This is a genomic window from Acidobacteriota bacterium (assembly GCA_016703965.1).
Lineage (GTDB): Bacteria > Acidobacteriota > Blastocatellia > Pyrinomonadales > Pyrinomonadaceae > OLB17.
Genome location: JADJBB010000021.1, coordinates 954,007 through 968,433 on the forward strand (window position 1 = coordinate 954,007; position 14,427 = coordinate 968,433).

14 protein-coding genes are annotated in these 14,427 nt (G+C 52.5%); 6 read left to right on the forward strand and 8 right to left on the reverse strand.

Features of this window, described 5'->3' with window-relative positions:
- Nucleotides 1-36 precede the first annotated feature (36 nt).
- From truA to IPG22_11800, 3 genes are all read right to left on the reverse strand, one after another.
- On the reverse strand, nt 37-825 hold the full coding sequence (truA, locus tag IPG22_11790) for a tRNA pseudouridine(38-40) synthase TruA (GenBank protein MBK6588966.1): 789 nt from the start codon (nt 823-825) through the stop codon (nt 37-39).
- Nucleotides 826-1,209, reverse strand: a complete 384-nt coding sequence (locus tag IPG22_11795; GenBank protein MBK6588967.1) for an acyl-CoA thioesterase — start codon at nt 1,207-1,209, stop codon at nt 826-828.
- A gap of 77 nt (nt 1,210-1,286) precedes the next feature.
- Entirely contained in the window at nt 1,287-1,943 is a 657-nt protein-coding gene (locus IPG22_11800) for an alpha/beta fold hydrolase (protein ID MBK6588968.1), read from the reverse strand.
- 156 nt (nt 1,944-2,099) lie between these two features.
- Between IPG22_11800 and IPG22_11805 the strand changes: the two genes are divergently transcribed.
- Genes IPG22_11805 through IPG22_11815 form a run of 3 tightly spaced genes read left to right on the forward strand, consistent with a single transcriptional unit; the run spans nt 2,100 to nt 5,598 of the window.
- On the forward strand, nt 2,100-3,929 hold the full coding sequence (locus IPG22_11805; protein ID MBK6588969.1) for a hypothetical protein: 1,830 nt from the start codon (nt 2,100-2,102) through the stop codon (nt 3,927-3,929).
- Nucleotide 3,930: 1 nt separating this feature from the next.
- Complete coding sequence (locus IPG22_11810; GenBank protein ID MBK6588970.1) at nt 3,931-4,374, forward strand: hypothetical protein; 444 nt, start codon at nt 3,931-3,933, stop codon at nt 4,372-4,374.
- Nucleotides 4,375-4,389: 15 nt separating this feature from the next.
- A complete protein-coding gene (locus IPG22_11815; GenBank protein MBK6588971.1) occupies nt 4,390-5,598 on the forward strand; it encodes an AI-2E family transporter in 1,209 nt (402 codons plus the stop codon).
- Nucleotides 5,599-5,723: 125 nt separating this feature from the next.
- Here IPG22_11815 and lpxK read toward each other — a convergent pair whose 3' ends face one another.
- The 3 genes from lpxK to IPG22_11830 form a co-directional block, all read right to left on the reverse strand.
- A complete protein-coding gene (gene lpxK / locus IPG22_11820; GenBank protein MBK6588972.1) occupies nt 5,724-6,737 on the reverse strand; it encodes a tetraacyldisaccharide 4'-kinase in 1,014 nt (337 codons plus the stop codon).
- A 44-nt stretch (nt 6,738-6,781) separates the two neighbouring features.
- The gene (gene trpD, locus IPG22_11825) at nt 6,782-7,864 is read right to left on the reverse strand and encodes an anthranilate phosphoribosyltransferase (GenBank protein MBK6588973.1); all 1,083 of its coding nucleotides are present in this window, start codon (nt 7,862-7,864) and stop codon (nt 6,782-6,784) included.
- A 179-nt stretch (nt 7,865-8,043) separates the two neighbouring features.
- Nucleotides 8,044-8,610 carry an aminodeoxychorismate/anthranilate synthase component II gene (locus IPG22_11830; protein MBK6588974.1) on the reverse strand — a complete coding sequence of 189 codons (567 nt, stop codon included), beginning with the start codon at nt 8,608-8,610 and terminating at the stop codon, nt 8,044-8,046.
- A 105-nt stretch (nt 8,611-8,715) separates the two neighbouring features.
- Between IPG22_11830 and IPG22_11835 the strand changes: the two genes are divergently transcribed.
- The gene (locus IPG22_11835; GenBank protein MBK6588975.1) at nt 8,716-10,479 is read left to right on the forward strand and encodes a hypothetical protein; all 1,764 of its coding nucleotides are present in this window, start codon (nt 8,716-8,718) and stop codon (nt 10,477-10,479) included.
- A 116-nt stretch (nt 10,480-10,595) separates the two neighbouring features.
- Here the strand turns inward: IPG22_11835 and IPG22_11840 are convergent, their stop codons facing one another.
- Entirely contained in the window at nt 10,596-11,378 is a 783-nt protein-coding gene (locus tag IPG22_11840; GenBank protein ID MBK6588976.1) for an SDR family oxidoreductase, read from the reverse strand.
- A gap of 44 nt (nt 11,379-11,422) precedes the next feature.
- Between IPG22_11840 and IPG22_11845 the strand changes: the two genes are divergently transcribed.
- Nucleotides 11,423-11,983 (forward strand): hypothetical protein, encoded by a 561-nt coding sequence (locus tag IPG22_11845; GenBank protein MBK6588977.1) that lies wholly within the window; start codon nt 11,423-11,425, stop codon nt 11,981-11,983.
- A gap of 9 nt (nt 11,984-11,992) precedes the next feature.
- Nucleotides 11,993-13,612: a hypothetical protein gene (locus IPG22_11850; GenBank protein MBK6588978.1), complete on the forward strand. Its 1,620-nt coding sequence runs from the start codon at nt 11,993-11,995 to the stop codon at nt 13,610-13,612.
- A gap of 17 nt (nt 13,613-13,629) precedes the next feature.
- Here the strand turns inward: IPG22_11850 and IPG22_11855 are convergent, their stop codons facing one another.
- Nucleotides 13,630-14,349, reverse strand: coding sequence for a M48 family metallopeptidase (locus IPG22_11855; GenBank protein ID MBK6588979.1), 720 nt, complete (start codon nt 14,347-14,349; stop codon nt 13,630-13,632).
- Between the last annotated feature and the right edge of the window lie 78 nt (nt 14,350-14,427).

Here is a 14,427-nt window from a genome sequence, read left to right on the forward strand (position 1 = left end):
TGTCACAATGGCGTGGTGAAAGCAAGACCTATGAGGTTAGCGCACCGTTAACATTGATTTTCGCTCGGGCGAAAAGCTGTCGCCTTTGTACAAAACCTTTTCCAGAAACAGACCAGACGGCGGTGCTGTGTATTTGGCCGGAACGTCCGACTGAAATTTTAGTAGCCGCTCAAATCCGTCAAAACTGAGATTCCCACGGCCGACCTCGGCGAGCATTCCGGTGATGCGTCGGACCATTTTCCAGAGGAAATGCGAGGCTCCGATGCGGTAGCAGATCAGGTCGCCGTCGACGAAGATCTCGGAATGCGTTACCTCAACGACGGTCGATTGGCGTTTGCCTTCTTCGGTTTCGCAGAATGAGCGGAAATCGTGTTTGCCGAGCACTAATTTAGCGGCCTCAGCCATTGCCTTAGCATCAAGGCGGTCTTTGATCCACCAGACGAAGTTTTTACCGAACGCCGTTCGCCGGGTCGATATTTGATATAGGTAACTTCTCTCTACCGCATCGTGACGGGCGTGGAATTCGTCCGGGGCATTCGAGACTTTTACGATGTTGATATCGTGCGGCAGCAGGTCGTTGAATTCGTATTGAATGGTTCGAGGCGTGAGATCGACCTTGATCTGCGGCACCTTTAGATGGGCGATCTGCCTGATCGCGTGAACGCCGGCGTCAGTTCGTCCCGCTCCAAAAAAATCGACGCGTTCCGAGAATAACTGCCGCGCGGCTTCCATGAATTCGCCCTGTATCGACTTCGCATTATGCTGTATCTGCCAGCCGCGATATCGGGTTCCTTCGTATTCGATCTCTAGTTTCCAGGTTGGCATTTATTTTCCTATTGCGACTTTTTCGCGCTTCTCGTTGATGGCGACAAAGATCAGATCGGCGGATGTAACCCGAACGACCTCGCCCTTATTCCCAAACCGCTCGGCTTCGACTTCGACATGGACCGTGATCGAGGTCTTGCCGACCTTAACAGTCGTGGCGTAAAAACTGACCAGATCGCCGATGAAGACCGGTTCATGAAAAATGACCTCTTTCATCGCCACGGTCACGAAACGCTCGTGTTTTGTATGCCGCACCGCCTCAACGCCGCCTGCGACGTCGATATAACTGAGGATCACGCCGCCGAAAACGGTGCCGTGAGCGTTAGTATCGCGCGGCATCATCGTCAGGCGAATTGCGGCATCTCTTATTTGTTCTTGTTCCATAGAAATAGTCTATTATGAGAGAAATTAACCGCAGATAAACGCAGATGGACACAGATTCGGAGAACTCTTATCTGTGTTCATCTGCGTTTATCTGCGGTTAATTTTTCTTCGGCCCATTTGCGTATCGTTTCCCGGAGATCGTTCAAGTGCTCGTCAAAGAAATGGCCGCAGTTTTCGAAGACTACTAATTCCGTATCTGCATTATTCGACACCTCATCTACCAGCTTTTTCAGCCTTTCGAGCGAGCCGAATTCGTCGCGGTCGCCGTGGATGAAGAGGATCGGTTTTGTGGTTTGCAACAGGAATTCGTAATCGCCGTACTTATCGATCGGCGTTCCGATACTGATCAGGCGAGCGATGCGGTCGTCGTTGTAGCCGACCTCGAGAGCGGTTCGCGAGCCGAAAGAAAATCCCGCGAGCGTCAAATCCTGGGCGGGATAATTCTCGGTTATGTAATCGAGAACATCGGCGACGTCTTCGCGTCCGCCTTCGATCTCGTTATGCTCACCGGTCGAGCCGCCAACGCCGCGAAAGTTGAACCTGAATGTTGTGAGTCCCGCATCGACCAAACCCGCCGCTGCCCGAAACACCACCTTATTATGCATCGTCCCGCCGCCGAGCGGATGCGGATGGCAGACGAGGCCAACGCCGCGAGGTTCGCCTGCGGGTTCCTTCAATATCGCTTCAAGCTGGCCGTGCGATGCCGGAATGAATAGATTGCCTTTTGGATACATATCGAATCTTTGATTCTAGGTTTTGGCGGCTGGTTTCGCAACACGCTCGAAGTTTGGGCGTCAGAACTCATTTCAGCTTCTAGATATTTACCCTGATTTCGTGGTACTTTTTTTGTTTGATCTATACTTTCTCGGCCTCGAAAAACACGTCTTTTAATGGAAGAAATCACAAGCGAAACACCTGAAACTCCGGCTGAGCCTACGGAAATTAAGACTCAATCATGGAGCCAATATCTCGAGAGCGAAAAGGCTGTTCGCGTTATTTATCTAATTTTTGGGTTCCTCGCGATCCTGATGGTGATGTCGTTCCTGCAATCGCGGACGGACGCGATCTGCTGCGGGGATTGGGATGGTTATTACCACATCAAATGGTCGTCGCTGCTGTGGGAAAATTTCAGACAATTTAAGTGGCTGCCGAGCTTTGAATGGCTGCCGCTGACGGTTCTGAACGCCAAGGATTACGCCGATCATCACTTCCTGTTTCACTTGTTGCAGATACCATTCCTGTGGTTTTTCGAGCCGGTGACGGCGGCTAAGGTTTCGACGGTCTTTTACGCAACTCTCGCGATATTTTCGGTTTACTGGATGATGTTTCGCTATGAGATCAAGCATCAACTGGTCTGGCTGGCGGCATTGATGGTTTGCTCGAATGCGTTCTTTTACCGCATGAACATGGGCAAAGCCCCGCCACTAACCATCATCATCACGATCCTCGGAATTCATTTGCTGTTTCAGCGAAAATACGTTTGGCTTTTGCCGCTGATGTTCGCCTTCGTATGGACGTACAGCCTGTTCCCGCTGCTGCTGTTTGCGGCCTTGATCTGGACGGTGATCATCGCATGGAACGAGCGGCGTTTCGAATGGCGGCCGTTGGCTTATGCGGGCGGCGGTATGGTCCTGGGAAATCTGATAAATCCCTATTTCCCGAACAACTTTCTGCTCTTTTTCGAGCATTTCTGGACGAAATTCAAGGTTGGTTCTGACTTTGCGGTAGCGGTCGGCGGCGAATGGTATCCGTACTCCGGCATGGAGTTGATCATGAATTTCCCGATCGCTTTGTTCGCAATGCTGATCGGTTACATTCTGTTCGTTCCGAGAGGCGGCAAGCTCCCTGAGAAGGCGGCTTTCTTTCTCGCCTTCACGACGATCCTGCTCGCGGCTCAGTTCCGGTCGAAGCGTTTTGCTGAGTATTTTCCGCCGTTCGCGATCCTGTTCGCGGCATTTGCATGGCAGGCGTTTACCGCACCGAAGATCGTGGAATTGCCCGAAGACTTCAAGCGCGAGATCGATCCTTATCTGGACGCTCCGGTTCCCACAGAGAGCCAGCAATGGTGGGCTTCCGCAAAGGCGGCGGCACCGTGGATAATTGGCATTTTCCTTTTCGTCTTTTGGTTCTACAATCTGATCGGGCTGCACAAATTCGGCTTTGATGAAGCCGGAATGATCGACAATATTAAGACCAATGAACCCGGCGACAAATACCGTCGTGCAATGGAATTTGCGACCGGCCTCGACGAGACCGGGGCTGAGAACATACCAAAAGGCGAGATCATCTTTAACTGTACCTGGGATGATTTTCCGAAGCTGTTCTTTTACGACACAAAGCACCGCTATGTTTACGGCCTCGATCCGAATTATCTCTATTCGGAAAATCCCGAGCTTTACACATCGCTCAAGGATCTGACCGAGGGCAAGATCGATGATCCCGCACCTGTGATCCGTGAGAAGTTCGGGGCAAACTACATTTTTGCAGACGCGAAAGAAAACGTAGATATGGTAGCCAAGGCCCTCGACAGCGGTTGGGTCGAGATCATTTACGAGGACGACGAAGCCCGCCTGCTCAAGATCCGGGAAGTTAAAGGTGAGGCTCCGGACGATGCGAAAGCTGATCCTGAAACGCCCGAGGAAAAGAAGATCCTGGACGAACTTGAAAAGAACGAAGCTCCAAAATCAAATTCCAATCTCGAAAAGGACGACGATAATTAGTATGGCCGGTCATGCGAATTGGGCGAAAGCGTTTATACTTGCGGTCAGCGTGATAACGTTTAGCTGCGGGGCAAACGACAATATCCTGCGTTCGGGCAAGGACAATACATCGGGGCGGGCGAATTCTACGCCGGTCATAACGTCTTTTGAGTCGGATCTCGAAGCGATGCGAACGGCTGGTTTTAGCTTTATTTACGTTTTGCGGAGAAAAGACGGAGGCGTGATCGATCCGGAAGATAAGAGCGTGATCCGCGTTCAGACAACACAGGCAAATCGCCGAGTCTCGGCCGACGACGGCAAGGCGGTTATTGTCGGGTCAAATTTTCAGCTTGCTCCGCATAATATGGCGGCAATTTATCAGCGTTTTGCTGTTGAGAACTATTCCCCGGCTCCGTCATCGCCGATAGTTCCGCTGCCGTCTGAAAACCAGAATGTTAATCGCTAGTATTTCTTCCCTGTGATGAAAGAACTAAAAGTAACAGGAGTAGAGGAGCCGGAATTGACACGTGTGCGCGGTACAGAACCAGTCAGTGTCAAGCTAGATCCGTCGTCACCGTCGATACGATCGATTGCCCGTGTCGTGGTGGTAACTCTGCTGATCCTTTTTGTCGCCGGCTCGGTTCAGACGATAATCAGCTCGGTCGCTTCGCTCTTTTTCCTTATCATCTTGTCGGTATTCTTCGCGTATTTGATCGATCCGCTGGTCAAGCTTATTCGAAAGCCTTTCAAGGTACGTAACCTTGAAAAATGGATGCCGCGTTCTTTCGCGATCGTCCTGGCTTACATACTCGTCTTTACGGTCGTCGGCATTACGATCTCTAATATCGCGCCGAAGGCCGTGGAACAGGCGAAGGAATTCGGTACAAACGTTCCGGGTTACGCGCAATCGCTCCGGACTCGTGTGAATGAACTTAATCAGAGGTTCGACCGCCTTCGCATTCCTGACGAGGTACAGGCGGAGTTGAGCAAAAAGGTCAGTGATCTGGGCGGCGCGATAACGGCTTCGGTTGGTGGGACCGTGCTAATGTCTGTCACGTATCTGCCCTGGATTCTGCTGGTGCCGATACTCGCATTCTTCTTTCTAAAGGACGTAAATCAGTTTCGCCTTGCCGTTTTGCGGATGTTCCCGGCGGGCCGCTGGCGTTACCGCGCCGAGGCGGTGATGGCAGACGTAAACACGACTCTAGCCGCGTACACGCGGGCACAACTTATTTCCTGCGTAATTATTGCGGTGATCTGTACTGCCGGATTTTATGTGCTTGGGCTGAAATATGCCTTACTGCTCGGAATTCTGGCTGGAATATTCGAGTTCGTGCCGCTTCTTGGGCCTGTCACGATAGGACTCATCGTTACCACCACAGCCGCCGCATCAGACGATCCCTGGAAGGCTCTCTATGTTGCGATCTTCCTGATCGTGCTTCGCATCATTCACGATTACGTGACGTATCCGCGAATCGTCAGGGGCGGGATCCACTTGCACCCGCTGGCGATAATTCTGTCTGTCCTCGCCGGTGAACAGGTTGCCGGGATCCCCGGAGTTTTTCTTTCGATCCCATTGGTTGCGGTTGCAACTGTCTTTTACCGCCACATTCTCGAACACCAGGGCCGCCGAGGCATTGTTTCCGACTGGATCGAGGAAGTGGAACCAAAAACGGAGGAACCGTCCTAAATGTCACCCCTAGCCTGGCTAATTACACTGTTTCTGATCTTGATGTTTCTTGCCATCCTGGTCTACGTTCTCGTCGTAAAGTTCTTTTACTGGGGTGACAAGAAACGGCCGCCGGAAAAGAAACGCTAAAGAATTTGCGCAAACGCTGCCGGATCATTGATCTCAATATCGATCTCCACCACATAGCAGGGCAATTCGAATTCGACGGCCGATAGTTTCACTGCGTCTTTTGCAGTTGTCAGGAATATCTCGGCTCGGCAATCCTTTGCCAGCCCTTCCAAAACCTTAACATCAGCCTGCGAGTAAATATGGTGATCGCGGAAGGATCTCGTCTCCGTCACGGCGAAACCATCGCGGCGCAAGAGAGCATAAAAATTCTCCGGATTTCCAAGCCCACAAAAGGCAAGGGCCCGTCGTGACTCGACGTCCACGGAGCCGTCAAGATCGGATCGAAGCGACAACACCCTTGAGATCCTGTTCATGGTGGTGAAGATCGGTATGTCTGGGTTTAGATCAGCGATCTCAAATCTCAGATTATCAATGCTTGCCAGGTCGGCTCTTGAGATCACGACAACGTCAGAGCGGCGGAGATTTTCGATCGGCTCGCGAAGCCGGCCTGCGGGAAGCATCTGGCGCCGGCCAAACGGCTCCGTCGCGTCGATGCAGACAATATCGACATCGCGCTTTGCCCGGCGGTGTTGAAATCCATCATCCAGAACGAAGGTGGTCACGCCGAATTTTCGAATTGCCCACTCTGCCGCGGCAACGCGGTCCGCGTCGGCAATTATGATCGCCTTTCCGGGAAGCTTCTTCGCAAGTTCGAATGGTTCGTCGCCCGATTCCTCCGGCGTGGCAAGTATCTCATTGCCATCAGAAACCAAGACCCGTTTTGACGGATCTTTCCGCCCATATCCGCGTGTCAGGATGCAGACTTTTTCGCCACCATCTGCGAGCAGGTTTGCGACGTAAGCAACGAGCGGAGTTTTCCCGGTTCCGCCGGTCGTGATGTTGCCAATACTTATTGTTCGAGCTCCGAGATCGAAGGATTCCAGAATGCCGCGGTCGTAGAGGCGGTTACGAAGATCGGCGACTCTTCCATAGATATGTCCGATGAGCGAGAGCATGTCGGTAATTATCATTCATCGGTGTAAAGATGACAATTCTGGCTGTCTGAAGGGATCAATCAAGGCTGCGACCGTTTGTTTGTGATCTGAACGAGCCGGTCAAGTTTATTCTGGGCCTGGCCGCTGTCGATGCTTTGCTCGGCGAGGCGTGCGGCTTGCATTGGGTCTTTGGCGATGCCGCCAACGATGAGCGCGGTCGCGGCGTTCAAGACAACGAGCGAGCGGGCCTCGTCGCGGCGGCGGCTGGCGAGGATATCTTTGATGATCGCCGCGCTTTCTTTTGCGGTTGCGCCTTTGAGATGGCTGGTCGCGGCGGCCTTCAGGCCGAAATCCTTGGGAGAAACCACATACGAATGAACTTCACCATTCTGGATGGTTGCGACGTGCGTTTTTCCGGTGAGCGTAACTTCGTCGAGGCCGTCTTCCCCGTGAACTACCCAGGCTGTGTCCGTCTTGAGCAAGGCAAGTGCGTTTGCCGTAGGAACGACAAGCGAGCGGTGCCAAACGCCAATCAATTGGCGTGAAACGCCTGCTGGATTTGCGAGCAACCCAAGAATATTAAGGCACGTACGAATGCCCAGACGCCCGCGAATATCAGCAAGCCGCCGGAGTTCCGGGTGGAACTTTGGCGGAAACAGAAAGCACATGCCTGTGTTGAGGCTCGTCTGGGCCATGGTCGGGTCATTGGCGATCTTGACGCCGAGTTCGGCCAGGACGTCGGCACTGCCGGATTTGCTGGTCACGCCGCGATTAGATTGTTTTGCAATGGTCAGGCCCGCACCGGCGGCCACGATAGCGGCAGCGGTCGAAACGTTAAAGGTTTTTGCCGCCGACGAACCGGTTCCGGCGATGTCCATTGCATTTTTTGGAGCGCGGACCTTGGTTGCGAGTTCTTTCATCACGCTTGCCATGCCGGCAAGCTCTTCGTCGGTTTCACCCTTGGCAGTAATCGCGGTCAAGGCGGCGGCGACCTGGTTTGAACCGGATTCACCGCTCGTCAACGCGCGAAAAAATCCCGCCGCTTCCTTCATCGACAGATCGTCGCCGTGCAAAAGCTTAACGAGAAAAGGGAACAGCGGCGTGTTCGCTTTATCGCTCGTAGCACTCGTGGGGGCCGATTTGATCCAGTCTGAACGAGACATAATAGGAATATTTAACGCAAAGTCGCAAAGGAGCAAAGCCGCGAAGCGAAATTAACCACAGGTGGACACGGATAAAAACAAATAAGGAAAACAAAACCATTTACCGATCGGTCTAATTCTGTGTCCATCAGGGTTCATCTGTGGTTTCATTTCTTCTTCGCGAGTTTACATATAAATCATTAAAGCTCCAGGAAATTCTGCAAGATCTTTTTGCCATGATCGGTCAGGATCGATTCCGGGTGAAATTGCACTCCCTCGATTTTTAGAGTTTTGTGGCGCAGAGCCATCACTAAACCATCGGGCGATTCTGCCGATATTTCGAGGCAATCGGGCAAGTTTTCCTTTTCCACGATCAGCGAATGATAACGCCCGGCCGCAAAGCCGTTCGGAATGTCTTCAAATATGGTCTTGCCGTCATGCAGTATCTCGACCGGTTTGCCGTGAACCGGTTCAGGGGCTCTAACGACGGTTCCGCCGAAATGCTGGCCGATCGCCTGATGGCCCAGGCAAACGCCAAGGATCGGCAATTTTTCGGCAAATCGCTCGATCACCGAGAGTGAAACTCCAGCGGAATCAGGTGTTCCCGGACCCGGCGAGATCAGAATGCGTTCCGGCCGAAGGTCGTTTTCGATCTCGTCAACGGTGACCTCGTCGTTTCGCACGACACGCATTTGGGCACCGAGTTCGCCGAGGTATTGGACCAGGTTGTATGTGAACGAATCGTAATTATCAATAACTAAAAGCATCTAAATATTTCTTTGCAACATCTTTATCGCGAAACCGTTCTTTTGTTTACTAAGTTGCGTGATGACTCTATCATAAACAAACGCTACGCGAGAGGCCGAACCAAAATGCTGCAAAAACTATTCTTCCTTACGATTTTCCTCCTTTCAGTTAGTTTTGTTTCGGCTCAGAACCCGTCTGATCCAAAAAAAGATGAGCAAGACGAGAAGCTAAAAAAAGAAGCTGTTGATTTCTTGCGCGAAACTATGGCGGACGTTAACACGATGCGTTCGCTCGAAAATCGCCTCAGCTTCAATGCCGAAATGGCCTCACTCATGTGGTTTCATGACGAGAAGGAAGCGCGGGCTATGTATCTCAGCGTGACCAGCGATTTTAGGCAGCTCCTGGTCGAATTCGATACGCAGCTAAATGCTATTGCGATGACCGAATCGGCTGATGCGGACGAAGCGGTATCGATGGGGCTTTTCGATGATGCGAGCCCCAAGACGAACATTCAGCGCAAGCTGGCGAAGGCACTTGAAATGCGTAAGCAGATCGCCATGAGCCTCGCTGAACACGAACCTGATCTTGCGATAGCGTTCTACCAGGACAGCCTGACGGCACTGACAAATCCCGAGAGCCGCAAGAGCGCGAGCGATCAGGATTCGTATTTTGAGGTTCAGCTTATGACCATGATCGCGGAATCGAACGCTGCAAAGGCCACTCAATACGGTGTCAAAACCCTGGACAAGGGCGTCGGCTTCCAGCATATTGAGCTGCTCAAAAAGATCTACAAAAAAGACACTGAAAAGGGAATTGAGTTCGCCCAGGCTTTGATCAGCAAGATCAAATCGGACAAGGCCGATGCAGAAGATCTCTATGTGATCAGCTCACTCGTCCGCTTTGGCGAGGAGACGGCGCCGACGCCTCCAAAGGCGGGTGCCAAAAAACCGGTCATGTCAGCGGGCGAGATGCGCGACCTTGTGGAGGTCATGGCCCGCGGCGTTCTCGATGGCGATGACGACGGCGAGATAGGGGCCGGATATATGGACCTTTTCGACAAATTCACGCCCACGCGTTCCGCCCAGATCAAGGCTAAGTATCGAAAACGCTCAGGCGGAGCAAGTGCCGCAGCGAATGTTGTAAGTACCCCTGGGAATAGTGCAAACGTCGCGGTTGCGGTCGCCGCGCCGCCGGATCCGATCGCTGAGCGAAAAGCCAAGGCCATGGAGGAAAAGGCACTTGCCGATGCGAAGCTGATGGAGGACGTCGCAAACCTCAGTACCAAACCGCTTCCCAAAGAAGAGCGTTCGAAGATCATAGCCCAGGCACGCAAGATCATCAGCCAGACGCCGGGCAAAGACAAGAAAATTGTTGGTCTGAGCCTGCTCGCAGCTCAGGTCGCCAAGGTCGGTGACAAGGAGCTTGCGGCGGAGATCATGAAGGACGCCGAGCGATTTGTTAATTCGCAGCCAAAGAACTATCAGGACTTTATGCTCTCGTGGATGCTGATCTCGGGATATGCCGAAGCCGACCCTGACAAGGCATTTCCTCTTTTGACCGACACCGTTTTGCGTCTGAATGATACCGTCTCGGCATTTATCAAAGCCGCCGAATTCATCGACGTGCGCGGCGAAATGATCGATGACGGCGAGGTCCAGGTCGGCCAGTTCGGCGGCTCGATGCTTCGTGGGCTGACCAGCGAACTCAAGATCGCCCAACCAACCCTCCGCAGCCTCGCAAAAGCCGATTTCGCAAGAACCAAGGCAATCACCAATACCTTCGACCGCCCGGAAGTCCGAGTCCTTGCCAAAATGCTTGTGCTGCGAACCATCCTCAGCCCAAAGGAAACCTCGCAGGAAGATCCGGATATTGGTTTGGTTTTGAATTAGTTCGATGAAGCGAATCTCGTGTTTCGTGAATTTCCGTGTGTCCCGTGGTGAAAATCCCTATAATACTAACCACGGAACACACGGAATTGCACGGAACAAAGCCGAAATTCCGACACCTACATTAAACTCGTCCCCAACAACCACTGTCCGCCATCAACGACCAAAGTTACGCCGTTGATGTAGCTCGCGGCATCGGAGGCTAAAAACAGAGCCGAATTCTCGATATCCGCGATTCGCCCAAATCTGCCGAGCGGTATCTTTTTAGTCATTTTTTCTTTCAACTCGGGCATCAGGAGGCGTTTCATGCCTTCGGTATCCTCGATCGGGCCTGGGGCGATGCCGTTGACGCGGATGCCGTGGCGGCCCCATTCGGCGGAGAGGTTTCGCGTGATCGCGTCAACGCCGGCCTTGGCGGCTGAAACGTGGATCTGCATCGGCGTGGCGAGATAGTGGAGCGTTGCCGAGATGTTGAGGATCTGGCCTTTCGACTTTTTCAGCTCTTCGAACGCGGCACGGCAGACGTTGAAAGTGCCTTTGGTGTCGATATCGACGACCGTACCAAAACCGTTCGACGAAAGCTGGTCAGCCGCACACAGGAAATTCCCGGCGGCACCGTTCACAACGATGTCGATCTGGCCGTAATGTTCGACTGTTTTAGCGATCGCATTCTCGACCGCCTCATAATCGCGAACATCCGCCGCGACCGTAAAGCACTCGCCGCCAAACGCCTCGACCTCGGCTTTCATCGCGGCGAGATTCTCTTCCTTGCGGCTCGTGATCGCAAGCTTTGCACCATGCTCAGCAAATGCTCGAGCCACGCCGCCCGTGATCCCGGTTCCGCCACCAGTTACAAACGCCACCTTACCCTGTAAAATGTTATCAGCGAATATTTTTTCCATATTGGTAGGGATTTTAGCATAGAGAGAAAGAGAGGTAACCGCAGATGAACAGCTACAGAAGACGGGGGGCCAAATTTCTGCTTGCATCGATCGCCTTAATGCTTGGCGTTTTCTCCTTTTCATGCGGGGACGTGGCTAAGTCTGATCAGATCGTATCCGAGAATGGCGGATTCAAACTTCGCATCCGAAGGGCCACTACGCTTACGAGTCTTTTACCAATGGGGCCCTACGCTTATGCCATCGACTCTGCTCGAGGCGATGGTTACTGGTGGAATGTCGTTAAATGGGCCCAAGAGGATCCTTGGCCGCTGACTGATTTTGAAGTACGCGTTTTGAATCCCAACATAGCTTATTTCTTCAGGATGACATACTTCGGAGTCACCGTTGATGGTGGCAAGAACTGGCACTTGTTTGATGCTTACAGCACGATGACGGATAGAGACAAGATCAAACGTTTTGACAATCACGAGATTCCTCGAGTCAGCATCGACGCAGACGGTACAGGCTCTATTTATTTGCAGGACTACTATGACAAGAACGGTAGCCTCAGAGTTATCTATGAGACCACCGATTTTGGACAGACTTGGGCTTTGACGACGAATTAGGGAAAACCAATGCATCCAAAATTCCATTCGGAGATAACAAAGAGGAGTGTTCGTTCTTGGAAAAAAATAGCCGCCTTCATCTGTATTTATCTGTGGTTAATTTTCCTAGGCTCCTGCACTTCAAAACCTTCCGATCTCCGTACGCTCGTTCCGGCAGAGTCGCTTATCTATCTCGAAACGAACGACCTCGCCGCAGCTATCCAACCGATCCTGGACAGCGACGCATTCAAACAAGCTGCGAAAACTACACCGGATCTTTCGGCTCTTAAAGGCGTTCAGATGGCAATTGCCGTGACCGGGTTTGAGACCAGCGAGGAGCGGTTGACGGATGAGAATTCCGTGGGACGGGTGCAGCCGAGGTTTGTGGCGGTGGCGGATACGCATGCGTGGAACTATCAGGCGGTCGGGTTTGCCGAGAAGAAACTCGGCGGCTTTGTTGCCGACGTTTACCGCAGCGAGCCGCAACTCGAGAAGACGGAAAAACATGGCGGTAAATATTTCACGTGGACAGCAAAAGACGGCCGCAAAGCGTTCGCTCTGGTTATCGACAGCCTCATCTATTTCGGCAATGACGCGACCGCGATCGAAAAATGCGTCGCTGTCAAAAAGGGCGAATCCGACAGCATCGCAAAAACCGGAAAACTTCCCAACCGCGTTCCAGAATCGCTCGCCTCAGGCTACGTCTCGACCGACGGAGTCGCCCAGATCGCAGCCCTCGCCGGGCTGAGTTTCGCGACGCAGGCGAGCGATGACGAAGAGGTTCAGAGTGCTGTCGCTGGTGTTTTGCCAAAACTGATCCGCGGAACCGTCACCGATATTTCCTGGACAGCGACGCGCGGGGCGAAAGGTTACGAGGATAAATTTGCGTTCGGCGGAACTCCCGACACGGCACCCGTGATGAGCGAGACATTTGCTCCCGCGTCACAGGTGAATACGGAGCTTTTCCAGTTCGTTACGAACAAGGCCTCGGCAGTAACGCTTTACAACCTCAATAAACCGAACGTCGCGTGGCGAGGATTGATCTCGACGACCAGTTCAAAGGTCGATGCGTTCGGAGCAAAGATGATCGGCGAATTCTCGAACGCTTTTGCTGAACCGTATGCGATCAGCGACGCAGAACTCTTCCTTTCGGGTGTCGGTCCGAATATCGTCAGCATTCGAACCGATGCCGAGGGCGATCAACCTGCGTTGATCGCGAACATCACCAACGCTGAAGCCGTGCGACGCGCCCTTTCGAAAGATCTCAAACCGGACAAAGCAGCTAGCGACCAGCTCGGTCTTGAGGTTTTGAAGGACGAAGATTCGATGGCCGTTTTTGCTGGCAGCACTATCATTGCCGGCGACAGCGACGCAGTTACTGCATGCCTTCAGTCTAAGTCCAGCGGCTCAAATCTCAGTCCTGCGACCATTCAGCTTTTCCGTCCGGGCAACTCAGCCGCGTCACTGAGTTTTGAGAACGAACAAGCCCTTCAGATCGCCGATCTGCTGTCCGAAAAGAAATCCGACGCTAAGCCTGTCAACATCATGTCAATTACCGAAACGCGTTTCAACCGATGGGGAATTGAGCGACGCACCGTTTCCGATCTCGGATTCATCGGCTGGCTGACCGTCCAGACGACCGCAGAGTAGGTGTAAATTTCGTGCTTTCAGCCGCGACGAGCGTCTTTCTTTAGCTTTCTAACATTTCTCTCGATCCACTTTTCGGCGTCGATGTAATGCGCGAACTTTTGTTCGTCGCGTTTAAACGCTGGGGTGTGGTTGTAGCGGCGGCCGTTGATGTGTTTGGTCGGGTGGTGGATGTGGAGCATTTCGTGGAAAACGACGTATTCGACCACGTATTTCGGCACGGTTAGGGAATCGAGCGAGCGGCTGATCGTAATGTGGTCGTGCGTCGCATCGTGATGGCCGAGAATGCGGAACGTTTTTCGGGCCGACCAGGTCAGGGCCGGTTTTGAGATAGTTTCGTGGAAATATTGGGTGTTCAGGCGGTCGAAAATCTCTTCTAGGTCGTAAACCGAGCCTTTTGAGCTGGTTACTACCTTGCGGCCCCGGGTACGCTTGCTATCGGTGGCCTTTAGGCGGATCGCTTCGGATTTTACATAAGCCGAATAGACCTCGCGGGCGCCAGCTGGAATTTTCTTGCGGAGCAGTTTTCCCACGAGGATGTACGCGAGGCCTTTGTGGCAGACGAGCGGCATTTCCTCGCAGATGATGCCGATGCGAACAAAAATTTCGGCATTGCGGATCCTAATTGTATGATTTATGCCGATATACGGGTAAAATGAAACGTGGAGCGACGGCACGGCACGCTTTGGGTCGTACCAGCGGAAAGCTTCTTTGTAGAGTTCTGTGATCTGTTCGAGCAAGCTTTATAATGTTTTTACAACAGGTTTAAACAATTTTTATTGACACTGCGGCTGCGTAAATGCTATCTCTTTATATGG